General features: G+C 34.2%; 24 protein-coding genes and 1 riboswitch. Of the genes, 18 read left to right on the top strand and 6 right to left on the bottom strand.

Going from position 1 to position 22508, the window contains the following annotated elements:
* Positions 1 to 37: 37 nt before the first annotated feature.
* Positions 38 to 1165, bottom strand: a complete 1128-nt coding sequence (locus NSQ59_RS02365) for a 5-methyltetrahydropteroyltriglutamate--homocysteine S-methyltransferase (RefSeq protein WP_340828917.1) — start codon at positions 1163 to 1165, stop codon at positions 38 to 40.
* Between the two features lie 83 nt (positions 1166 to 1248).
* Positions 1249 to 1349, bottom strand: a riboswitch (SAM riboswitch).
* A 400-nt stretch (positions 1350 to 1749) separates the two neighbouring features.
* Between NSQ59_RS02365 and NSQ59_RS02370 the strand changes: the two genes are divergently transcribed.
* The 12 genes from NSQ59_RS02370 (at position 1750) to aroQ (ending at position 11975) form a co-directional block, all read left to right on the top strand.
* Positions 1750 to 2337 (top strand): GNAT family N-acetyltransferase, encoded by a 588-nt coding sequence (locus NSQ59_RS02370; protein WP_340828918.1) that lies wholly within the window; start codon positions 1750 to 1752, stop codon positions 2335 to 2337.
* Between the two features lie 153 nt (positions 2338 to 2490).
* A complete protein-coding gene (locus NSQ59_RS02375) occupies positions 2491 to 2619 on the top strand; it encodes a hypothetical protein (protein ID WP_268888324.1) in 129 nt (42 codons plus the stop codon).
* Positions 2620 to 2673: 54 nt separating this feature from the next.
* The gene (locus tag NSQ59_RS02380) at positions 2674 to 3060 is read left to right on the top strand and encodes an HTH domain-containing protein (RefSeq protein WP_340828921.1); all 387 of its coding nucleotides are present in this window, start codon (positions 2674 to 2676) and stop codon (positions 3058 to 3060) included.
* 525 nt (positions 3061 to 3585) lie between these two features.
* Positions 3586 to 3894 carry a hypothetical protein gene (locus NSQ59_RS02385; protein ID WP_340828922.1) on the top strand — a complete coding sequence of 103 codons (309 nt, stop codon included), beginning with the start codon at positions 3586 to 3588 and terminating at the stop codon, positions 3892 to 3894.
* 6 nt (positions 3895 to 3900) lie between these two features.
* Positions 3901 to 4488, top strand: coding sequence for a GNAT family N-acetyltransferase (locus NSQ59_RS02390; RefSeq protein WP_340828924.1), 588 nt, complete (start codon positions 3901 to 3903; stop codon positions 4486 to 4488).
* 22 nt (positions 4489 to 4510) lie between these two features.
* Positions 4511 to 5392 carry an aminoglycoside 6-adenylyltransferase gene (locus NSQ59_RS02395; protein ID WP_126647273.1) on the top strand — a complete coding sequence of 294 codons (882 nt, stop codon included), beginning with the start codon at positions 4511 to 4513 and terminating at the stop codon, positions 5390 to 5392.
* A 24-nt stretch (positions 5393 to 5416) separates the two neighbouring features.
* On the top strand, positions 5417 to 6004 hold the full coding sequence (locus NSQ59_RS02400; protein ID WP_340828927.1) for a kinase: 588 nt from the start codon (positions 5417 to 5419) through the stop codon (positions 6002 to 6004).
* A 125-nt stretch (positions 6005 to 6129) separates the two neighbouring features.
* The gene (locus NSQ59_RS02405; RefSeq protein WP_437177105.1) at positions 6130 to 7143 is read left to right on the top strand and encodes a LacI family DNA-binding transcriptional regulator; all 1014 of its coding nucleotides are present in this window, start codon (positions 6130 to 6132) and stop codon (positions 7141 to 7143) included.
* 713 nt (positions 7144 to 7856) lie between these two features.
* Positions 7857 to 9059 (top strand): MFS transporter, encoded by a 1203-nt coding sequence (locus tag NSQ59_RS02410; protein ID WP_340828930.1) that lies wholly within the window; start codon positions 7857 to 7859, stop codon positions 9057 to 9059.
* A gap of 151 nt (positions 9060 to 9210) precedes the next feature.
* Positions 9211 to 10395 (top strand): MFS transporter, encoded by a 1185-nt coding sequence (locus tag NSQ59_RS02415; RefSeq protein ID WP_340828932.1) that lies wholly within the window; start codon positions 9211 to 9213, stop codon positions 10393 to 10395.
* A 181-nt stretch (positions 10396 to 10576) separates the two neighbouring features.
* On the top strand, positions 10577 to 11473 hold the full coding sequence (locus tag NSQ59_RS02420) for a shikimate dehydrogenase (protein ID WP_340828934.1): 897 nt from the start codon (positions 10577 to 10579) through the stop codon (positions 11471 to 11473).
* A gap of 58 nt (positions 11474 to 11531) precedes the next feature.
* Positions 11532 to 11975, top strand: coding sequence for a type II 3-dehydroquinate dehydratase (aroQ, locus tag NSQ59_RS02425; RefSeq protein WP_055741096.1), 444 nt, complete (start codon positions 11532 to 11534; stop codon positions 11973 to 11975).
* A 193-nt stretch (positions 11976 to 12168) separates the two neighbouring features.
* Here aroQ and NSQ59_RS02430 read toward each other — a convergent pair whose 3' ends face one another.
* A complete protein-coding gene (locus tag NSQ59_RS02430) occupies positions 12169 to 12717 on the bottom strand; it encodes a shikimate kinase (RefSeq protein WP_055738089.1) in 549 nt (182 codons plus the stop codon).
* A 357-nt stretch (positions 12718 to 13074) separates the two neighbouring features.
* Here NSQ59_RS02430 and NSQ59_RS02435 point away from each other — a divergent pair, with 357 nt between their 5' ends.
* Positions 13075 to 13311, top strand: a complete 237-nt coding sequence (locus NSQ59_RS02435) for a hypothetical protein (RefSeq protein WP_055738090.1) — start codon at positions 13075 to 13077, stop codon at positions 13309 to 13311.
* 253 nt (positions 13312 to 13564) lie between these two features.
* Here the strand turns inward: NSQ59_RS02435 and NSQ59_RS02440 are convergent, their stop codons facing one another.
* Positions 13565 to 14161, bottom strand: a complete 597-nt coding sequence (locus NSQ59_RS02440; protein WP_055741097.1) for a TetR/AcrR family transcriptional regulator — start codon at positions 14159 to 14161, stop codon at positions 13565 to 13567.
* An 8-nt stretch (positions 14162 to 14169) separates the two neighbouring features.
* The gene (locus NSQ59_RS02445) at positions 14170 to 14919 is read right to left on the bottom strand and encodes an alpha/beta fold hydrolase (protein WP_126647281.1); all 750 of its coding nucleotides are present in this window, start codon (positions 14917 to 14919) and stop codon (positions 14170 to 14172) included.
* A gap of 196 nt (positions 14920 to 15115) precedes the next feature.
* On the opposite strand from NSQ59_RS02445, the gene NSQ59_RS02450 reads away from it, so the two are divergent.
* The 3 genes from NSQ59_RS02450 (at position 15116) to NSQ59_RS02460 (ending at position 18204) form a co-directional block, all read left to right on the top strand.
* The gene (locus NSQ59_RS02450) at positions 15116 to 16708 is read left to right on the top strand and encodes a WG repeat-containing protein (RefSeq protein ID WP_340828939.1); all 1593 of its coding nucleotides are present in this window, start codon (positions 15116 to 15118) and stop codon (positions 16706 to 16708) included.
* A gap of 270 nt (positions 16709 to 16978) precedes the next feature.
* Positions 16979 to 17623, top strand: coding sequence for a pentapeptide repeat-containing protein (locus NSQ59_RS02455; RefSeq protein WP_340828941.1), 645 nt, complete (start codon positions 16979 to 16981; stop codon positions 17621 to 17623).
* Positions 17624 to 17670: 47 nt separating this feature from the next.
* Positions 17671 to 18204, top strand: a complete 534-nt coding sequence (locus NSQ59_RS02460; protein ID WP_340828943.1) for a GNAT family N-acetyltransferase — start codon at positions 17671 to 17673, stop codon at positions 18202 to 18204.
* Between the two features lie 656 nt (positions 18205 to 18860).
* Here the strand turns inward: NSQ59_RS02460 and NSQ59_RS02465 are convergent.
* Positions 18861 to 19505, bottom strand: coding sequence for a hypothetical protein (locus tag NSQ59_RS02465; RefSeq protein WP_340828945.1), 645 nt, complete (start codon positions 19503 to 19505; stop codon positions 18861 to 18863).
* 638 nt (positions 19506 to 20143) lie between these two features.
* The gene (locus tag NSQ59_RS02470; protein WP_340828947.1) at positions 20144 to 21109 is read right to left on the bottom strand and encodes an MraY family glycosyltransferase; all 966 of its coding nucleotides are present in this window, start codon (positions 21107 to 21109) and stop codon (positions 20144 to 20146) included.
* A 251-nt stretch (positions 21110 to 21360) separates the two neighbouring features.
* On the opposite strand from NSQ59_RS02470, the gene NSQ59_RS02475 reads away from it, so the two are divergent.
* Together NSQ59_RS02475 and NSQ59_RS02480 are read left to right on the top strand one after the other, a co-directional pair.
* Positions 21361 to 21900: a CBO0543 family protein gene (locus NSQ59_RS02475; RefSeq protein WP_340828949.1), complete on the top strand. Its 540-nt coding sequence runs from the start codon at positions 21361 to 21363 to the stop codon at positions 21898 to 21900.
* 112 nt (positions 21901 to 22012) lie between these two features.
* Positions 22013 to 22477 (top strand): hypothetical protein, encoded by a 465-nt coding sequence (locus NSQ59_RS02480; protein WP_055738095.1) that lies wholly within the window; start codon positions 22013 to 22015, stop codon positions 22475 to 22477.
* Positions 22478 to 22508 lie beyond the last annotated feature (31 nt).

A 22508-nucleotide genomic window follows, 5' to 3' on the forward strand; every position in this document is an offset into this window, starting at 1 on the left:
TATAAAAAAAGAAGGAGGTGTTTTATCAATCATATACTTAAATAGTACCCCAAACACTTTCGGCAATTTCAATTACATGTTTAATCTTCTTCCATTGATCCTCTTCCGTTAACTTGTTCCCCTCTTCCGTACTGGCAAATCCGCACTGAGGACTTATTGCTAGATTTTCTAAAGGAATATTTTTATTTGCCTCATTTATTCTTTCTCTTATTCTGTCTGGGTCTTCTAGTTCTGGGAATTTAGATGTAATGAGTCCTAATACAACGGTTAAATCAGTACGTTTGAAGCTTTTTAAGGGTTCGAAATCACCTGAACGATTATCGTCGTATTCAAGAAAGAGTCCATCTACCTGTAAGTTCGCGAATATGGCATCCGATATCGTATCATATCCACCACTTGTAATATAAGTAGATCGGAAGTTTCCTCTGCAAATATGCATGGTAATTAACATATCATCAGGTCTCTTAGAAATAGCATCATTCAAACAACGAACTCTAGTATCAATGATTTCTTGTACATCCTTACCGTGTTTTTCAACAACTGCTTTGATACGATCTTCTGAAACAAAATCAATCCAGGAAGTATCGTCTAATTGGAGATAACGACAGCCAGCATCATAGAATCCTTGAATTGCTTTTTGATAAGCCGCTACCGTATCACAATAGAACTGCTCTTGATTGTCATGATAATATTCATCACCTTGAATTCTAGTAAATAACATGTTAGGACTAGGGATCGAAAACTTCGCAACCTGGCTTCCATCACCGTATTTTTCTACTGCTTGTTTTAAAAACTTAAAGTGTTCTAACATATAATGGCCATTAAAATCTACTTTACCAACTACTTTAATGGCATTACTTTTTGGTTTGTCACCTTTGAAGTTATTAATATATTCCGCTTCAAACAATTCTACGCCTTCTAAGCCTGCCAAAAAGTCTAAATGCCAATAAGAGCGTCTAAACTCCCCATCTGTGATGGATTTAAGACCAACCTTGATTTCCTTTTGGACAAGTTTCTCAATTTCTGCATCCTCAACAGCCTTTAGGGCATCTGTATCGATTTCCCCATTTGCAAAAGCCTTTCTTGCTTCTTTAATAGGTTCTGTTCGAAGAAAACTGCCTACGTGATCGGCTCTAAATGGTGCTTTAACTAGTGTTTTAGTCATAAAAATCTTTCCCTCTTTCCTTTAAAAAATATAAAAACCTCTTCTCACAAATAAGAAGAGGGGCAATTTCCATATCCGATCTCTTCTTATCTTCAAGCATTCGCTACTGGAATTGGCACAGTACTCCTAAAAGTCTGTTGCCGAGGCTTCGCAGGGCCAGTCCCTCCGCCTCTCTAGATAAGAAAATTCTAAAAATATTTAACTATAAGTTAAGTTACACCTGTTCTGTTATTCTGTCAATGAAAATCTGCAGGGAGCAAGGGGATGATAATGGTTGTGGTATTCGTTATTAACTTCAATGATCCTTATTAATGCTTTTTGAGTTTAATACTGCTGCATACTTCTTCCCTAATATTTACATCCGTTTATAATTTTTGTATAATTTATAATGTTGGTAATTATTTTTAAAGGGAGGGGATTTTTATGATTAAATCAAATTGTATACAAATTGAATTTTACGTTGGTTCAAGCCCCTCAAGTTTAAATTAAGAATGATAAAATTGCAGATTATTTCATTTAGAAGGCCTTCGTAAAAAACGGAGGTCTTTATTTATTTGACTAACATTTAAAAAAGGAGTTTAGTTATGAAGATTAGACCGTATCAAATAGAAGATGAACAGGGATGGGTAAGATGCAGGGTATTGTCCTTTTTGGATACTGCGTATTTTGACAATGTATTAAAGGAAAAGGAAATCTATGAAAACCCAGCAATGGAATTAGTCGCTGAAGAGGAAGGTCAAATAGTCGGATTAATAGATATTGAATACGAAATAAAGGAGAGGACAGTGTGTTCAAGAGGCACTGGACTTGGCGGAATGATATGGCATATTGCCGTCCATCCTGACTTTAGGAGAGAAGGGATCGGTACAAAGCTTTTAAACGAAGCAGAAAGAATTGCTAAAAACAAGGGATTAAATCGATTAGAAGCTTGGACGAGAGACGATGAATGGGTAAATAAGTGGTATGTGAAAAATGGATTCACAAAGGTAGAATCCTACTTACATGTGTACATTGATGGCGGAAATGAGTTGAAAGGAACGATTAAAAGTGAAATGCCTAACTTATTCCCCGTTCAGGCTTTTGCTCATTATGTTGGTGAAGATGTTGAATTAGTAAAGAAAAAGTTTAATAGGGCACATGAATGTGTTTGTTATGAAAAAATGTTGGAGTAAGTAGGTTGCTTAGGCAACCTATAATTTTGTTTTGTGTAAGGAATGTAATAGTTAATAGGGAGGAAAACAAACTCCTATGTTGAAGAATAATATAGTCGATAATACCTGAGTCTCAAAAGGAAATGGTACGAAATGAGAATAAAAGGGGTTCGAATGGTTTGGCTCATAACTTTTCTAATTATCATTTGGGGAATTGGTTTAATTAAATTGCTTATCAATAATGATGAAATGATGGTTGTACTGCTTCCTGTGGTTACTTATCTGTTATTTAGAAAATTATAAACAAAGCATTATTCTAATAGGTTAGCAAAAAATAGAGTATTAAGGGTGTTTTTTATGAAAAGCATTAATTTAGAAGATAATATTTCGAAGTTGAAAAATGTATACAAAATGTCTGATGGCTTAATCAATAAGATTTTATATTCGAATGAAACAACAACCTATTCCAATCATCCAATAGAAATCAGCAGCTTTTTAACACATGTAGATAATATAGATGATACTGTAAGAATAATCTCTATTATCGAGGGGCTGCATAGAAATATTGGTATTAGCTATGAAACGTTGGCTGTTTATTGCGGTATAGATACATTTGAGTTTGAGGAATTTTTACATAGCCCAGCATCTTTGAAAATAGAGAAAAAGTTTATATTAGCTGTTAGAATAATGTATTTGCATTTTGTTTTGAAGGAAAAATATAAAATTGAGACTATTTCCGATTAAATTACATTACCTGGTATAGAAAATTTATTCTTTATTATTGTTATCATTTTCTTATTGTGCCAATATCGATGAGCTAGAGGAAAGGAACCTTCAGCCATACCCTTTAAGAGAAATAATTAGCAGTTATGCAACTGGGAAGGAAAAGATATTTTGGGAATCCACCATTAATGAGGAAATCGATAAAAATAATATTAACTGAAAGCACAATTTATCTGACGTATCCAAAAATAGGTGTGGAAAATAAAAAAGTTAAAACGGACTAAATATCCAAGAAAAGGGTAACCATGCGTGAAAATAATAACAATGGTGAAAGGATCGTGCCCGGAAAGGGAAAGCTCGAGAAGAAACGGTAACAAAAGAGGAAGTATTGTGCCCGGAAAGGGAAAGCTCGAGAAGAAACGGTAACAAAAGAGGAAGTATTGTGCCCGGAAAGGGAGAGCTCGGGAAGAAACGGTAACAATAGAGGAAGTATTGTGCCAAGAAAGGGAAAGCTCGAGAAGAAACGGTAACAAAAGAGGAAGTATTGTGCCCGGAAAGGGAAAGCTCGAGAAGAAACGGGAACAAAAGAGGAAGTATTGTGCCCGAAAAATGGGAGCCTGGGAGGAAACGGGAACAAAAGAGGAAGTATTGTGCCCGAAAAGTGGAAGCTGGAGAGGAAACGGGAACAAAAGAGGAAGTATTGTGCCCGAAAAATGGGAGCCTGGGAGGAAACGGGAACAAAAGAGGAAGTATTGTGCCCGAAAAGTGGAAGCACAAGAGGAAACAGTAACAATAGCGAAAGGATTGCACCACGAAAGGAGCCAAAGTGTCTACAACCAAAAAGAAAGATGGTGAGAATACATGAACATAGATACGGTGTTTTCCAGACTGCCAGTTTTAAAATCAAATAGTATCACACTTGGAAAAATCAGTGAGTGTCATCTGGATGATGTATTTGATATTTATAACAACGATAAGGTGTTCGAATTCTGTGGAATTATTCCTAAGCATAATAAAGAAACGGTTAGAAAGATGATTGGGCATTTTGAACGTGATTTTTATAAAAAATCGAAGGTTAAGTGGGGCATATTTGATAATAACAATAAATTAATAGGAATAATCGAGGCTCAAGATTTTAATCAAAAAGTAAATATGGTCACGATCGGCTATTTTTTAACAGAAGCGTTTTGGGGTAAAGGCATAGCAACCGAATCAGTTAGGATATTGCTGGAATTTCTTTTTCAAGAGGTAAAAGTTAACCGGGTTCAAGCAGAAGTAATGCCATTAAATGTGAATTCCAAAAAGGTTTTATTAACAAACGGATTTATCAAGGAAGGAACAATAAGACAGGCAACACTTTGGGCAGGAAAGGGAATAGTTGATTTAGAGATTTATGGAATTCTTCAAGAAGATTATGAAAAGATTCAAAGGGAGTCAGCTATAAAATAATGTTAATTTCCGGGGGATGACAATGAGAAGCGAAAAGGAAATGTTCGATTTAATATTAGGAGTAGCACGCGAAGATGAACGGATTCGAGCTGTATATATGAACGGCTCCAGAACGAACTCCAATGCTCCAAAGGATATTTTTCAGGATTACGATATTGTATATGTGGTAACTGAAACAGCTTCTTTTATAAAGGACGAAAAATGGATTGATATTTTTGGAGAGTTACTTATCCTTCAAGAGCCCGATAAAATCGATAAACTTTTGGGGATGGAGATGGATTTTGATGGATCTTACGGATATTTAATGCTGTTTACAGATGGAAATCGAATCGACCTACATATTGAAACAAAGGAAAGTACGCTGGAAAGTTATGTCAAAGACAGTCTTACCATTCCTCTTTTAGATAAAGACAACATTCTTCCATCTATCCCGACTTCTTCTGATATTGACTACCATGTGAAAAAGCCGACGGGGCCTATGTTCATGGGCTGCTGTAATGATTTTTGGTGGTGTTTGCAAAACGTTGCAAAAGGAATATGGAGAGATGAGCTGCCGTATGCAAAGCAAATGTTTGAAATTGTAATAAGAGGCAGACTGGATGAAATGGTCTCCTGGTGGATTGGCATGAACAACGACTTCCAAATTTCTGCGGGGAAAATGGGGAAGTATTTCAAAAACTACCTTTCTGCAACTTATTGGGAGATGTACGAAAAAACATATTCCGATTATAATTATGACAATCTTTGGGATTCTGTCTTTGTCACTTGCGATTTGTTTAGAACGTTAGCGGTGGAAGTTGCAAGTAATTTATCCTTTGCGTACCCAAGTAATGATGATAAAAATATGACGGATTATCTAATTCATGTAAGAAACTTGCCCTCCGATGCCAAAGAAATATTTTAACATCATGGGGAAGGAGGGAACGGTTTGGAAGATAAAATACTAACTGTATTAAAGGAAAGAATGGCAGAAGGTCAGAGGTTTATTCTGGGTATAGATGGTTTAAGCCGTTCAGGGAAAACAACATTTACAGCAAACTTTAAAAAGCATCTTCAAGAGAAAAATATCCCAACTGTCATCTTTCATATAGATGATTATGTTGCAGAAAGAAAAAAGCGTTATAATACTAGTTATGAAGAATGGTATGAATATTACTATTTGCAATGGGATATAGAAGGGCTTACTAATAATCTCTTTAAACAACTAAAGAGTTCAGAAATATTAAATCTACCAACTTATGATCAACATTCTGATACGCATAATCTCCAGGTAATGAAAATACCTGACACTTGTCTCATAATAGTGGAAGGCGTGTTCCTCCAAAGAAAAGAGTGGAGAGCCTATTATGACTATGTTATATATTTTGATTGTCCGAGACAGAAAAGATTTGAGCGTGAAAGCAAAGAAACACAACAAAATATTGAAAAGTTTAGAAACCGATACTGGAAGGCAGAAGAGTATTATCTAGAGACTGAGTCTCCGAAAAAACAAGCTGATTTCATTTTTCAGAGCTAAGAATACGCTGGTTATAAATTAATAGGGTTGAAATAATGATTTGATAATAGATTTCATTTCCGTTATTATTAGTATTATTTTCATCAACATTGATATATATTTTATTTATTTTAAAGCTGGTGACAATCTATATGAGCAAAAAACATCGGGTTACATTACATGAGGTAGCCGCGCATGCAGGTGTTTCTACATCAACTGTCTCTTTAGTTATAAGGAATAATCCTCGAATTTCGGAAGCCACACGAAAAAAGGTATTTGATTCTATCAATACATTGGGATACGTTTACGATCGAGTTGCCGCTAACTTGAGGTCACAAAGCTCTGGTATTGTAGGAGTAATTGTGACCGATATTTCGAACAAGTTTATTTCGGAATTTTTGATAGGTGCTCAAAATACCTTAGAACAGTTTGGTTATACTGTACTCTTGGGTACTACCTTCGATTCTGTTTCGAAACAGGACAAATTACTATCAACTATGGTAGAGCATAGGGTGGATGGATTAATTCTTAATCCGGCTTCGAAAAGCTCCGAGAAAACCGTAAAAAAAATCAATGAACTTCAGATACCAATTGTACTTGCTAATCGAGAGCTTGAGGACGCGAATTGTGATTATGTAGGAATTGACTATGTTAAAGGTGCATATATTGCCGTTACCCATCTGCTAGAAAAAGGACATAAAAGAATTGCTTATTTAGGGGGAATAAAGGCATCCTCTACATGGATTGAGAGAATGCAGGGATTTCAGTTAGCTTATGAAAGAGCTGGATTGAAATTGGATGAATCCCTAATAATTGATGGACCGCCTACTAGAGAAGGGGGATTTGATGCGGTATCAAAAGTTTTGCAAAATGAAAATCCTCCTACAGCCATTTTTTGCTTTAGCGATTTGGTAGCCTCTGGTGTCTTACAGGGTCTAGCATTGCATGAGTTAACACCAGGAGTTGACATCGATATAGTCGGATTTGATAATATTCCAGACTCAGAAATTTATCATCCCCCTTTAACAACGGTTTCTTCATTTCCAAGATCAATTGGGATTAAATCAGCAAATATCTTATACGAAAAAATGACAAAAAGTAGTCCCGAGAAACAACGAATAATACTAAAGCCTGAACTTATCATTCGTGAAACTTCATAAAACTAAAGATTATTTTTAAAAGAAGATAACAAATGTTAATCTTCTTTTTTTATGAAAGAAAATATTATCATTTCCTTATTTCGGGTTAGAAAAGAAAATCCATTATAAGAAATGATGCCCGAAACTAAGACTAATTTAGGATTTAAAACAATTTACGAAAAACCACAATTTATACGGAAACAGCATTTTAATAGAAGTAAAACTACCCTAAAAGCCCAATCCACATACCAATTTTCAAGTGCCCTTGTCACATACTTGACACATATAGAAATCAGGAGTATATTTTTATTTGTTGTTAGGTAGAACGTTCTACTAAAAATAATACCTATATTTATCTAATGAGTTAAAAATAATGTCCCATAAAAACACCTTTATTTTAATGTGTTGTTCTACTGAAGAAAGTTACAGTTCGAAATTATATATTATTATTATGTATATAAAAATTTCATTTTTAGTAGAACGATATACTAGATAGATAGGTGAATTAATGGAGGGAGGATCACTAGAACTTTCTCATTTTCAATAGGAATTTCAAAAAAATATCTTTCATTTCCCATCTCAGCAACCTTCGTAAAAATTCACAAGACTGAGTAAGCTGTGTATACACAGGAATTTAATTTTTATTTAAGAAACAAACTAAGATTATAAATGGTACTGAGGTGGGGAATGGGATTTATTTATTTGGAATTTGTATGACATCGAGGAGATATTGAATGAAGTATCCATATTGGAAAATGGCATCAGGAATTTATTTAAATTACTTACTTTTAGGAATGGTCAATATCATCTTGTCATCAAATATGAGCTTTCTTTCTCAACAATTGGGAGTTGAAAGAACAGATATTAGTTCTTTGATTTCAGTTGTTGGTATTGGGCACTTATTAAGTATTAATGTATCCGGAAAGCTTTCCGATCGTTATGGAAGAAAGCCTCTAATTGTGACAGCGGTCTTTTTATATATGATATTTCTAATAGGAATACCATTTACAGCTCAATATAAGTACGCCATGGGACTTGCTCTCATTGCGGGAATCTGTAATTCCTTATTAGATTCAGGTTCTTATCCTGCACTCAATGAAGGATTTCCAAATGCGGCAGGTACCGTAACAGTTTTATTGAAAGCTTTTATTTCAATAGGGGCAGTCCTGTTACCCATCATTATAGCTTTTATTATCACAAACCAAATGTTTTACGGCTATAGTTTTTTTGTACCTGCAGCGTTGTTTTTGTTGAGTGGTCTCTTTTTAATAAGAACTAACTTTCCTGATCCGACAAAAAATAAACATAAGAAACAACAGGTGGATGATTCACATATAAAGCAACCAGTTGATCCGGCAAAGCTAAAGTTTTGGAAAGAAGGCGTTGCCCTTATTCTAAATGGTTTTGCTTCTGTTTCATTGTTTAATGTCGTTCAAATTTGGCTTCCGACCTTTGGACAAGATGTGCTTCATTTAAGCAAAGTGAAGTCGGTTGAATTACTTAGTTATTATGGTATAGGTGGTATCCTGTCTGTACTATTACTTGCTATCTTGTTAAAAAGGCTAATGAAGCCAATAACTGCTATGGTTATCTATCCATGTATGGCATTGATCACTTTAATCGTGCTTCAATTCAATCATAATCCAACCATTCTTACGGTTGTATCGTTCTTTTTAGGGTTTTCTATGTCAGGGATTTTTCAATTAACAGCGACAGTGATGATGGAACTGTTTTCAGAAAAAAAGGGAGCAAGTGTTTCTTATGTTAGTGCTGCGGCTAGTATAGCTTTTATTGTCGTCCCTTTTGTAACAAGCTTATTAACTAAATACTTAGGAGTATCCTCTGTATTTATTTTTGATATTTGTTTGGCTTTTGTCAGTGTTGTTCTTGGAATCTATATCTTCAAAAGATATAAAGCCATATCCGTTTATAACTGAGACAAGCCGGCATCGTATTTGAAAAGTAGAATGAGTAAAGCAAAATGCTGAACATTCATTCTCATATACTTTGGTTCCTTCTTTTGCATTATGTCTCTTTCATAAAGGGGATTTTGTAAAAGATTGGGATGCATTCAAAGGAGTGGACAAGTTGAAAAACCGATATATTAAGACATCTGCTGGAATGTATTTAAACTACTTCATGCTCGGAATGATTAACATTATCGTTGCATCTAACATGCATAATCTTTCTAGCAAATATCATGTTTCAGTGGAAAAAATTAGTCTTTTGGTTTCTGCTATTGGAATAGGGAAACTTGTATCCTTATTTTTTGTTGGTCGGATTTCCGACAAATACGGCAGGAAACCAGTGATTGTTATTGGGAGCTTTTTAGAAATACTATTTTTGATCGGTATACCGATAACGTCAAGTTATACCCTTGCTTTTATTTTTGCTATTGTGGCTGGTATCGCCAATTCGTTGCTTGATTCGGGCACATATCCTGCTTTGATTGAAGCATTTCCGAAGAAGTCAAGCTCTGCGACTGTTCTTGTTAAAGCTTTTGTTTCGATTGGCGCAACATTATTGCCGTTTATCATCTCCATATTAGTAGCGAATCACATCTTCTGGGGCTGGTCATTCTTTATTTGGGGTATTCTGTATTTGTTATGCGGCATTTATCTTATTTTCATGCCGTTTCCATCTGCAAATGGTGGGGGGCAATCACAAGAGAGTCAAGAGGAGTCTTCACCATTTAAAGTAGAACCTAAATTGTGGCGTGAAGGGCTAGCAATTATTTTAATTGGCTTCACTTGTACCGCCTTATTCGTAGTATGGCAAACATGGCTACCGGAGCTTGGAAGTAAATTTATTGGTTTAGGTGAAAATAACGCTATACAGCTGTTAAGTTACTTTAGTATAGGTGCGTTAGTCTCCGTATTAATTTTGGCCGCTATTTTAGATAAATTTGTAAAGCCTGTAACCATTATGATTCTTTATCCGGCAATAGCCTTTTTATCCATGTTAGGTCTATTTACGATTAAAACTTATTCGGTTGTTTTAATATGTACATTTATCCTTGGTCTATCAACTGCAGGGATTTTCCAATTAGCTTTAAGTGTCATGACACAGTTCTTTGTGAAAAATAAAGCAACGACCACATCTTACGTAAATATCGCTTCAAGTTTAGCCTTTATTTTTGTGCCGATGATCACAAGCTATTTAGTTGGTGCAGTGAATATCACCATGACATTGGTATTTGATATGGTCATCGCGGTTATAAGTGTTTTATTAGCAATATTTGTTTTATATCGCGGGCGAAAAGTTTTTAAATAAAAATTGATATTTTTATAGATATTTATAAAGTAGGCTTTGTTCATTACTTTGGTTGACGATCATACCTCCTTGCGTATTCGTTCACGTTAGTTTTCATACGAATAAAACCCGTTTACGTGTACGCATTAGGCTAGATCAACACGAATATAGCCAAAAATAAAGAGATAAGGAGATAGTTATTATGGCAAACTATGAAAAAAACTTAGGAAAAATTGATGGTAGAACAAAATTAGTTGGATTATTGGCTACACCAATAGGCCACAGCCTTTCACCGCAAATGCATAACTTGGGATATACTCTTTTAGGTTTAAACTATGCTTATCTTGCGTTTGAAGTAGGCAATGACACACTTAAAGAGGCTGTAGAAGGTATGAAAGCATTGGGAGTTGCGGGTTTTAATGTTTCAATGCCAAATAAAATGGAAGTCCTTCCATATCTTGATGAGCTTGATGATAGTGCAAAATATGCACGTGCAAGTAACACCGTTGTCAATAGAGATGGTAAGCTCATCGGTTATAATACAGATGGCTTAGGTTACGTGAAGAACCTTGAACAACAAGGCGTTGATTTAAAAGGTAAAAAGGTAACATTAGTTGGTTCTGGTGGCGTTGCAACACCGATTGCCATTCAATTAGCACAATCAGGTATTCAAGAACTTAATATCTTTGCACGGAATGATCAATTTTTCCATAACGCAGAAGAAAATGTGAACTATATCAATAATGAAATGAAATCCTTTGGTGTAAAAGCTAACATCTTACCATTGGAGGATAAAGATAGATTCCGTAAAGAAGTGGCGGAAAGTGCTGTGTTGGCAAATGGAACAAGCTTAGGGATGAAACCGTTGGATCAATTAAGCATTGTGGATGATACATTGGATGTCTTACGTAAAGATTTGGTGGTAACAGACGTGGTGTACAACCCTCAAAAAACTAAATTATTAAAACAAGCCGAAGAAGCAGGCGCAACAGCGATTAATGGTTTAGGGATGATGCTTTGGCAAGGAGCACTAGGATTCAAATTGTTCACTGGTGAGGATATGCCAATAGATGACATTAAGAAAATTATGTTCGGGTAAGACATTTCTTTTTAGTAGTTTTCATGAAACGAACCTTGCAGCCGAAGGAGAGAAAGACATGACAAAAATTTTAATGCTCCATGGTGTTAACCATGATATGTTCGGTAAACGCGATCCTAAACAATACGGAACTATTACATTAGATGAAATAAATAATAATATCCAGCAACTAGCAAAAGAATTAAACATTGAAGTAGAAACATTTCAAACCAATCATGAGGGTGAAATGGTTAATAAAATCAATGAAGCCTTTTTATCGGGAGTTGACGGAGTTGTTATCAATGCGGGGGCTTGGACACACTATAGCTACGCAATCCGTGATGCCTTGGCTATTTTAACAGTCCCAGTCGTTGAAATTCATATGTCCAATATCCATTCACGTGAAGCATTTCGCCATGAGTCCGTTTTTGCGGAAATAGCAACAGGTCAAATTTCCGGATTCGGACAAGAAAGTTATTTACTAGGGATTCGCGCAGCATTAGCAGCGAGCAGACAATATTAATCATTTAATAACGGAAATTGATATAAAATGCATCGAGTGTGTTAATGAAGAATCATCACACGCGGTGCATTTTATTGTGCTAAGAGATCAGTGGTTATACAAGAAAAAATAGGGAATATAATTAGTTGGTTTTTAAATAGCTAAAAATCTTCCATGATGTATTAGTAGTTATCTCATAAAATAATTCCTAATGTTAATCATAAAGTTCCCATGCAGTTTTTAATGCATCTACAATATTATTTGCAACGGATTCTATATCAAGATTATCCGTTTCCACCTTTGAATGATGATTCGTATAATATTGTTGTCTAGTATAAAAAAGCTCTTTTATTTCGTCCAGGCTTTTTCCTTGTAAAACAGGTCGGCTATCAATAATTAGATTAATTCGTTCTTTCCAAGATTCCCAAGAAAGATCTAGAAAAAATACAATACAATTGGATAAGCAAATTTTTTGTATTTCCTCTTGTAAAAAGGCTCCGCCACCAACAGAAATAATCTTTAATTTCTGTTTAGAGTAGAAATCAATAATGTTCTTTTCCTTTTCTCTAAATACTTTCTCACCAAAAGTCTTAAAAATCTCTGTAGCAGGCATACCATATTCTTTTTCAATTTCTTGATCAATATCGATGAAATCTCGATATAGCTTTTTTGCCACTAAGGAACCAATAGTAGTTTTGCCCACTCCCATAAAGCCAATAAAGACGATGCTTTTTTCCTTTAGAGACATATTATCGTTTCCCATTTATTCCACCTCTTTCGATAATATTTAAATAGCTGGTATTACTTTAAATTTCATTAACAGGGATAATGTCCCCTTGCATATGTATTAAGAGAATATTCGGGTCAATTAAAATATCTTAAAAGCTTATTAAGTTAATAGATATTGAATGGTTTCCTTGATAGTGTTGAATTATGGAATTTATTTTTAATATTATATTATAGTCTAAAGATATTGTAAAAGTACTTTAAAATATTAGTGGATTAAGCATAAAGCAAAAGTTAATAAATCTTATACCAATCGGACAAAATGATACTTAAGTTGGGAAAGCAGTAACTAACGATAGTACATAAAGCTTCAATAATGATAGGAGGGGGAATTATGAAACATAATTATAGCGATTTACTAAGTACTTTAGGATATGAAGCGCTAGATATTATATATGGATTAAAAAACAACTTATTGTCGGAAAAAGAAAAGAGGAGTTTAGTACGTTTACTTAATTTGTCGAATGGAGACAGGATACTTGAAGCCCAAATTAAGGAAATATTAGATCAAAATTTTAATCAGGAACAGAAAAAAGAAAGGTTATTATCACTATTAAACTATTTATATTGATAATCGGTTTGTTTCTTTTCATGGGAGAAGATTTTTTAAAGCGGTATAAATATTGATGTTATGAATATGCTCTACATTGTAACACCAATTTGATTATGGAATCATAAAGACTAGCATTAAAGGGTAAATCTTAATTCAATTAAATAGGCAGCTTCAACTAAAGGTTTGAAGTACTTTTATCAACAAGTGGCTTAAAGGCAAGAGAAATCCAGGATATCGCAATAAATAGAATATACGATATCCTAAATCACTTTTATTCAGAAGAAGCGAAGCAAAACTCACGAATCATCTGTGTTTTTACTTCTTCAATGGGAAACTGTTGCGGATAAGTAGATATCATTAACATGATTCCTTGAAGCGTGGATGAAAAATATAACGAACGCATCCGAGGATCTTTAACACCCAGCTTTTCGAACATCTCACACTGTAACTCGAACAGTCTGGCACTTTCTTGAATCAGCATATTGCTGTATTTGATTAGTTCTTGATCTGCTTCTGGCTGTGTTTGCAGGTGCAGATAGAAACGGAATAATTCCGGATTTTGATAAACTTTATCGATCGCGCCTTCTATAATAAATCTAAGTTGTTCAGTAGGTGTCTCAATTGCGGCTGCACCTTCCATTACCTCAATTAATTCTCCAATTCTGGTCTCTACCATTGTAGCAAGCAGTTCCTCTTTGCCCTTATAATAATTGTATAATAAGCCTTTTGAGATGCCTGCTTCTTTAGCTACATCGCTAATAGAAGTAGCATGATATCCCTGCTTAATGAACAATCTCATAGCAGCACTGCGAATATTCTCTTTTGCTAACTGACGTATTCTCTCATTCTCTTTCTGGGTTCTGGGCATGCTTAAATTCATTCCTCCATAAAGCCAGTAATATAGTGATATAGATCTTCAGGGTGGGTGAGCATTACCATATGGTCTGCATTCGGGATTTCAGCGAAATGGACTTTTGGGAGTCTTCGAAAACAATCCGCAACACGAAGATTATCTTGGGAGTCCTTCTCACCGATGATGAAGAGTGTATCTGCGGTCAATTCCTCCAACCTTTCAATAGCCGGAGGTTTCGGCCAAATCATTTCGAACGCTGGCCATTTTAATATCCGTTTGAAATAATCCTCTTGCATTTGAATCAACAGGTTACGGTGTGGGCCAGCCATAACAACATGATACAATGAGCCACTAAGTGAGAGCTCAATCATCTTTTCTATATCTGGGGCAGCCTCGTTAATTTTATTCATATACGCATTAAATTCTTGTGAATAATTAAAGCCTAGCAAAGAAGGACCAACCAAAACAAGGTTCGACACTCTTTCAGGGTAATTCAAAGCAAATTCGGTAGCGATATAGCCGCCGAGGGAGTGTCCTATTATGGTTGCTTTTTCTAGTCCTAGATGGTCAAGCAGCGACAGCAAATCTTCAACATAATTGGTATGTTCTAAAGGGGATGGCGATTGCCCGCAACCGCGTCCATCATAAGTAACGACCTTATAGTGCTTGGCAAGAAGAGGTGCAACAAATGTCCAAACCCGTAAATCAGCACCACCACTGTGAAGAAGAACGACAGGATGACCTTTTCCAACTACCTCATAATACAAATCCATTGCGAACCCTCCATAACATTTATAATATTCAGTATAATTTTATTATTGAATGAACGGTTAGTCAATGTAAAAACACTGAAAATTACAGAACATGCATTTTCCAAACAAGCGAGAACTATTAAAGCAGAATTGGTGAAGAAGGTATTTACCAAATGTATCAAGAATACATATATTAAGATGAAGAAAGGAGGAGCATATGAAAAATAATCTTAAAGCTTGGTTTATTGGGTTTATTCTATTTGGTTTGTTAATGGGGTGTACCTGGAATTCCGCAGCTTTTGCTGATAGTGGGAAGAAAGAACTGGGATATGAATTTACTAATGGTCTAGTGTTATTTAAGCAAAATGGAAAATACGGGATGTTGAATAAAAAAGGGAGTGTGGCCGTTAAACCACAGTACGATAGCATTGAACAATATGGACAAACCGATTTATGGCTGGTTAAAAAGAAAAATAAATACGGGTTCCTTAATAAGAAGGGAACTGTCATTGTGGCACCGCAATATGATTTCGTCATGTTTGAAAATCCGATAGTAGTTATCAAGAATAACAAAAGCGGATTGATTAATACAAGCGGGAAAACGATTGTTTCACCCAAGTATGAAAGTATTGAAAGATTCCAAAATGGTGTAGCCCAATTTATCAGTAAAGGGAAATATGGAATCATCGATAAAAATGGCCGAGTTGTACTAAAACCAACATATGACAAAATCAAGGAAAACAATAACGGAGTATTTACATTTTACCAAAATAAAAAGTACGGTTTACTCAATAAGCAAGGAAAGGTTATCGCAAAACCAATTTATGATTCTATAGGCTATTATGGAAATGGGTTATTTAAAATAAAATTGGATGGCAAATACGGGGTAATGAGCACAAGTGGGAAGATCCTTGCCAAACCTGCATATGATCAAATATCATCGTATTTCAATGACTTTGCCCAAACAAAGATAAAAAATAAATATGGTTTCATTAATACAAAAGGAAAAGTAATTGCGGAGCCGATTTATGATTCCGTCGATGTATTTAGGAAGGGTATTGCTCCGGTTGAAGTAAACGGAAAGCTCGGTTATATCGATACAAATGGAAAATGGATTATGGAACCGCAATATGAGAAAGCTTACGATGGAGATGGAAACTCACTCTATGAATTTTGGCAGAATGCCGCAGTCGTTATGAAAAACGGGAAGTACGGAGTTATTAATAAGCAGGGTCAAGTAATTCTTGATTTTCAATATGATTCCTTCAGTTTGTTTAACAAAAAAGGGTTGGCTATATTTATGCAAAATAATAAATATGGTTTTATAAATGATAAGGGAGAAATCATTGCAGACCCAGTCTATGATTCTTTGAGATTAGCAACCTATGGAGAAGGTGAGTTTACGGGTGATTTTGTTATTTTTAAAGAAAATAACAAAGAAGGTGCAATAGACAGAGAAGGAAAAGTCATCCTAAAACCTATATATGACCGAATCGATCCTTTTGAACATAATGGTTTGATTAGAATAAATCAAGGCTCTAAATATGGAATAGCTTCATCAACGGGAAAAATATTAGTGAAACCAGAATATGATGACATTGATTTTTTTTACAAGAGCAACGATTATTTAGCTACTGTATCTTATAAAGGTAAATATGGATTTATTAACGATAAGGGGAAAGTGGTCATCACTCCACAGTATGATCAAGTTGGGTCTTTCCATGAAGGGCTTGTTTACGTGAAGAAAGATGGAAAGGCAGGATTTGTTGATAAAACAGGTAAGGTAATAATCAAGTTGATCTATTATTAACGTACGAGTAATTCCTGCAGAAGATAAGTGCCGTTATATTATTGCCACAATTTGATATTTTGATTGGTGCCATACGAGAGACTCATTACAAGTTAATGGGTCTCTCGAAAATCTATTCAAAAATAGGAGCATAATAGAGACATATCATAATAGTTTCATTTGTGTTTTACTAGACAGTGTAGTGAATTCTCTTTTCAATAATATATTCATACATAATTTGACCGCATAGAAATTATGATTTTCAACTTCAAAAGATATTAAGGTGATAATATGACAAAAATAAATATTGAACATCCCAAAATTCCACATCATTTACCATCAGCAAACTTTCATGAAATCTTTTATAGGGATGAACCCTTCCTCAATTCTTGTATAATATCAAATTCCTCTGTCGAAAGAGAAAAAATGGAGAGAATTGAGTTCTCGCAGGTTATATTTAAAAATGTAATCTTTCATGAAGTATCTTTTAAAAATATTGAGTTAACAGATGTTGTCTTTGAAAACTGCGATTTGTCAAATGCCGATTTTACAGAAGGAATTATTCATAGAGTTGAGTTTAAAGATTCAAAAATGCTAGGAATAAATCTTTCGGATGCTAATCTTGGTAACGTTCTTTTTGAAAATTGTATGTTGAATCTAAGCTCGTATGGCTATGGCAGTTTAAAGCAAGTGAAGTTCGATCATTGTTCATTAAGAAATGCTGATTACTATGAGTGCAAATTTAAGAAAGTTTCGTTTCGACAATGTGATATCAATGAGGTGAATTTTTCTAGAACACCTCTCAAAGGAATTGATATAAGTAGCTCAACGTTTGAAAGAATTAGCGTTAACATGGAAGATTTAGCAGGATGCGAAGTTTCCCCTGAGCAAGCCATTGCTTTTGCTACTATGCTTGGATTAAAAGTGAAAGAATGAAAATGATAGCTAACTTATTAATCGCTAATGGATAAGGAGTGGCCATTTTGTCAGAGGATTTTAACGCATTGGAAACCCTACAAATTCGAAAAGCAGTGGAAAATGATGCTGAACAAATAATTCAACATACGAAAAAGGTGTTAGAAGAAAATCCAGATGTAATGGGGAACACTTTAGAGGAATTTAACATTACGATTGAGGAAGAAAAAGATTGGATACTATCCCACAATAAGCATGGATTATTATTGGTTGCGGAAGTTAATGGAATGATTATTGGACTCCTCAATTTTCAATTATCCCCGCGTAAAAGATTTAGCCATCAAGGGATATTTGGAATGAGTATTCAAGAAGAATTTACGAATAGAGGTATTGGGAGAGCGCTCATAAAAAATCTGTTTGCGTGGGCTAAAAAAGATTCGAGGGTAGAAAAAATTTCCCTTGAGGTTTTCTCCAATAACAAAAGAGCCATTCATTTATATACTAAGATGGGTTTTACAGAAGAAGGTCGGCGAAAAAAGCAAATTAAATTGGGTCCAAATGATTATGTCGATGATATTTTGATGAGTAAGTTTCTCCTTTAGAAAGGGTACTTTTTAAGGAAGTAAAAAATGAACAATAAGAATTTAACGAGGCTATCAGATTGGCAGCTTTTAATTATTCGATTTGCATAACAGGCTATATAGAATTTACCTGTTTTTTGACTAGATGAAACTGTTGTATCACTATGAAGAGTAGGAACTGATTTTTAAGAATCATCATCCAATATCAGGTCCATCCCTAATACATAGTAGGTATGAACTTGAGGTTTCGGATTCTATTACTATTCGCATTATAATAGCCTATAATTCAATTAAAAAATACTTTAATATTAAAAAGCCACATATAATAGCAGAAATAAATAGTAGGATAAATGATATTATTCGTGCTTTAAATAAATAGTTAATCATTATTAATACAATAATTATAATGAAATTTACCATTTGCATGAAATATTCAAAAGAAGTCATTTGTATTTTAAAAACAGATGGCAATAATCCCATATTAATGAGTATCAAAGGACCTACTAATAATAAACGATTTGGAAAATCAAGTTTTTTTATTTTCGCAATAGGTTTAATAAGGAAAAATATCAAAAGCAATATAACCAATAAGAATAGCAACTTTAACAAAATATCATCCCTTTATGTGTTATATTTCCGGATAAACAAGGGCAACAATTAGCTGCCCTTATTCTTATTTATGGGCAATCCTGAGCTTTTAAAGATACTGGGAGAATCCATTTGTGCCATGTAGCTATAACACCACACCCATTATCTACTGCTGCAACGTATGTTGCGCCAAAACCGTATAAAGCTGCAGCTATTCCATTTACTACTGCTCCTGGAACAATTCCAACTGCCCCTGATATAATCCCAGCAATTGTTGAAGCAGCTGCCCCTGCGGCCAACGCAATTACTATTTTATCCGTATTACAGGAATTTATATATACTCTTCCTCCATCAATAGTATCTTCATACTTAGATTTACCCTTACAACTTGCAAGGATATTGTAATTACCACTATTGTATGCTTCCTTCATTCCTTTATTAATGTTATTAAAGTCATTTTTTGTCGAAGTCACCAATTCTTCATTCACACCATTTTTCAAGGCACCTTCTGCATCAAAAGAATAATATCCATCTTGACCTATAGAGATATAATCTTTAATAGCCAAATAATCATTATATGTTTGTTCCAATTGCTCAGCAGATATTCCGATTTGTTCACTCATACTCTTGAAATCAATTTGTTGATCTGAATAAGTACTAGCATTTGCATTAACGGAGAATCCTACAGTAAATAATAAGACACAGGCTAGAAAAACCGTTAAAATTTTCCTCATAAACATACCTCCAATTTTTTTATTTCCAAAAATTAAAATTGATCCTCCTTTCTATCTCAATTACTGTCAGAAACTAATTTTTTTAATGGGGATTCTTAGAAGAATTTAAAGTGGGTGGTGGATATAATACCCAGAAAAGTAAACTTGATGTAATTTAACTTTATAATTAATTATCCAATTAGTCAATGTTATTTTCGGTTTTTTCTGTATTTTTGAAATATATTTTTATAACCTTAATAAAGGTAAAAAAATTCCCTTTTATAGTTATCCCATCTTTATTAGATAGAACGTGGTGCCTGTCTCTCATTTTGGTATAGATTCATCTATCAACAGTGACCAATGCAGAGCCCCCATTAAAAGCCGCATATATTCGGGATCAAAATAGAGGAGAAAGAAAAACAACTTACAAAGAACCGTTATGTATATGGTCAAGAATGGTCTTATGACGGTCGCTATGTTGCCTATATTGATGAGGATAAACAAGGAAGAAAATCAATTGGACTGGCAGGGAATATTGGGGTAACGGTATTACCACCCAAGCTGTTGCTTAAAATGAAAACCCATCAAAAATGGTCACCAGAAATATCTGGTGGCCATTTTATAAGAGATGATTTTTTGAAATGTACATTTATACATACTCATTGATTACCTAAAAGAGACAAAATAATAGAAATTAGCCCAAAACAAACATTAACTAAACAAAGAAATAAAAGGACCTCACCTTTTTTTAATCCTTTACGAAGAAGTACGAAATGAACCTGAGATGCATCCGCTTTATATACCGGTATCCCTTTCAAATACCTAAAAAGGATGACTCGAATATTGTCGAATATTGGTACACCCAATGCTAGAATGGGAATAAATAACGAGAGAACGGTAGCTTGTTTTAGAGCTCCATCAAGAGCAATTATTCCTAGAATAAAACCTAAAAACGTTGCACCTGCATCCCCCATAAACATTTTCGCAGGTGGTTTATTAAATCTTAAATATCCCAACGCACTGCCAACGATAATGATGGACATCATTGCAGATAATTGCTGGCTTTGAACTATTGCAACGATGAATAATGTACCCCCTGATATTGCTGTTAATCCAGCTGCTAGACCATCAATGCCATCAGTAAAATTTATAACGGTAGAAACTCCAAAAATCCAAACTATTGTTAAAAGAAACTGCAAAAATTCAGGTAGAACGATAAAATGATCATTAAAAGGATTGGTAAAACCTTTAAAAGTAATTCCGGAAAAATAAACAATGATGGCTGCTGATATTTGAACAATAAATTTTGGAAATGCTCTAAATTCTTTTCCTTGCGTTTTATACCAATCATCTATCATTCCGATAATCAATATTAATAAGCTACCTAATAAAATCCCTAATGATTTTTGCGATATTTTGTGAATAAATAAAAAGTATGTAATGGTAAAACTAAAAAAAATAGCTACGCCTGCTAAAAGTGGAATTGGTTGCTGATGAGTCTTCCGATCATTGAATGGTTGGGGATTATCAACAAATCCTATCTTAAAAGCCAGATTTTTCAAAGGTGGTATCAAAATCAAAACGATTCCGCACGATACCATGAAAGAAAATATGTAATAAAGCATATTACCTCTCCTAAAAAAGTTTTAGCAAGTTATATTGTGTCGTAAATTATACTTTTCTGTCTATTTTGTCACTTTGATTATATTATTTATACATTATACACACAATATTGAATTGTAAAAAATATCAAATAATTAGTTAGCGCTGTCTTTTAACATATTATTTTGTGCAATTTATTTTCAAGATATGGGAATACTTTTTTTGAGGAAACTAGATTTCATTTGATTGTTGTCCAAAAAGAGAGGGTAAAAGTATGTATAATCAATCCGACCAAATCGAAAACAAATATCATTCACTGCAAACCAAAATTTGGCTGCATCATGATTTATTTAGCGGTCATTGGTGGACGATCGTGATATTAAATGTTCTGTTTCTTATTGTGTTTTTGATGTTAATGGATCGTTATAGAATTTTATTAATTACATTTTCTTTCTTAGTAAATTTTGTGATTGTAGGATTCACAGATGAAATTGGAACTTATTTTAATGCTTGGAGCTACCCGCATCAGCTTGCAGTTTTTACCCATCGTTTAAATGCAGTAGATTTTTTTGTAGTTCCAATTAGTATGTCATTAACTTATCAATATTTTAGTAAGTGGAAAATGTATATTCTCTCCAGTATTCTTCTTTCCGCTATTATATGTTTTATAGCGGCTCCAATCTTTGTTTATTTCCATCTGTATGAGATAGAGAATTGGAACTATTTTTACTCCTTTGTGGTTATGATGTTAATGCTTATGCTTTCAAAGATTTTTGTGGATTTTGTTTTTAAAAAGTCAGAAAAATACGCATAGTTAATTTTTAAAAACATGCCTCTGATAAGATAATACGGATGATTCCACCTACAATGATTAAAAAAATACCATGTAGACATCCTAAAACTATAAAAGACAAGTGAGGGAGTCTATGTGGTATCTTTATTTTTCTGTTTTGGTTTTTAATAGTGTTGCTCTTTTAACCAAAAAGAAATTAGAACCTATCGTATATTATGCTTCTATCTTTTGGGGGCTATTCTTTGCAGAATTCACAGATAGATGGACGGACAAGTGGGATTTTTATGGTTTTTTTGAACCATATGTTATTGACTGGCCAAGTACAGTTATTATCCTAGGAATATATCCAGCAGCCACAGTTCTTTTAATAAATTGGTATCCTTATAAAGGTACAAGTATAGCTAAGATAAGATATGTCCTTGCTTGGTCCATATTTTCATCTGCGTTCGAGTATTCCTTTTATCTTGCCGGATACGAATACTTTCATGGTGGATGGGAATGGTGGTATTCGGCGATTTCCTATCCTTTTTTATACGAGATACTATTTTTGCAAGTATGGTTTGTGAGACGATTAATAAAAAAAGGGGAATCCAAGTAAGAGTAATGGATTCCTTTATTTTTGAGTTAAT

The organism is Margalitia sp. FSL K6-0131 (assembly GCF_038008735.1).
Lineage (GTDB): Bacteria > Bacillota > Bacilli > Bacillales > Bacillaceae_C > Margalitia > Margalitia shackletonii.

Excerpts from the sequence above, each read along its gene's own strand:
- NSQ59_RS02430 (WP_055738089.1), bottom strand. The coding sequence starts at position 12,717 with ATGGGAAACGATAATATGTCTCTAAAGGAAAAAAGCATCGTCTTTATT.
- NSQ59_RS02445 (WP_126647281.1), bottom strand. The coding sequence starts at position 14,919 with ATGGATTTGTATTATGAGGTAGTTGGAAAAGGTCATCCTGTCGTTCTT.
- NSQ59_RS02435 (WP_055738090.1), top strand. The coding sequence starts at position 13,075 with ATGAAACATAATTATAGCGATTTACTAAGTACTTTAGGATATGAAGCG.
- aroQ (WP_055741096.1), top strand. The coding sequence starts at position 11,532 with ATGACAAAAATTTTAATGCTCCATGGTGTTAACCATGATATGTTCGGT.
- NSQ59_RS02370 (WP_340828918.1), top strand. The coding sequence starts at position 1,750 with ATGAAGATTAGACCGTATCAAATAGAAGATGAACAGGGATGGGTAAGA.
- NSQ59_RS02450 (WP_340828939.1), top strand. The coding sequence starts at position 15,116 with ATGAAAAATAATCTTAAAGCTTGGTTTATTGGGTTTATTCTATTTGGT.
- NSQ59_RS02480 (WP_055738095.1), top strand. The coding sequence starts at position 22,013 with ATGTGGTATCTTTATTTTTCTGTTTTGGTTTTTAATAGTGTTGCTCTT.
- NSQ59_RS02420 (WP_340828934.1), top strand. The coding sequence starts at position 10,577 with ATGGCAAACTATGAAAAAAACTTAGGAAAAATTGATGGTAGAACAAAA.
- NSQ59_RS02465 (WP_340828945.1), bottom strand. The coding sequence starts at position 19,505 with ATGAGGAAAATTTTAACGGTTTTTCTAGCCTGTGTCTTATTATTTACT.
- NSQ59_RS02410 (WP_340828930.1), top strand. The coding sequence starts at position 7,857 with ATGAAGTATCCATATTGGAAAATGGCATCAGGAATTTATTTAAATTAC.
- NSQ59_RS02395 (WP_126647273.1), top strand. The coding sequence starts at position 4,511 with ATGAGAAGCGAAAAGGAAATGTTCGATTTAATATTAGGAGTAGCACGC.
- NSQ59_RS02475 (WP_340828949.1), top strand. The coding sequence starts at position 21,361 with ATGTATAATCAATCCGACCAAATCGAAAACAAATATCATTCACTGCAA.
- NSQ59_RS02390 (WP_340828924.1), top strand. The coding sequence starts at position 3,901 with ATGAACATAGATACGGTGTTTTCCAGACTGCCAGTTTTAAAATCAAAT.
- NSQ59_RS02440 (WP_055741097.1), bottom strand. The coding sequence starts at position 14,161 with ATGCCCAGAACCCAGAAAGAGAATGAGAGAATACGTCAGTTAGCAAAA.
- NSQ59_RS02380 (WP_340828921.1), top strand. The coding sequence starts at position 2,674 with ATGAAAAGCATTAATTTAGAAGATAATATTTCGAAGTTGAAAAATGTA.
- NSQ59_RS02455 (WP_340828941.1), top strand. The coding sequence starts at position 16,979 with ATGACAAAAATAAATATTGAACATCCCAAAATTCCACATCATTTACCA.
- NSQ59_RS02375 (WP_268888324.1), top strand. The coding sequence starts at position 2,491 with ATGGTTTGGCTCATAACTTTTCTAATTATCATTTGGGGAATTGGTTTA.
- NSQ59_RS02470 (WP_340828947.1), bottom strand. The coding sequence starts at position 21,109 with ATGCTTTATTACATATTTTCTTTCATGGTATCGTGCGGAATCGTTTTG.
- NSQ59_RS02365 (WP_340828917.1), bottom strand. The coding sequence starts at position 1,165 with ATGACTAAAACACTAGTTAAAGCACCATTTAGAGCCGATCACGTAGGC.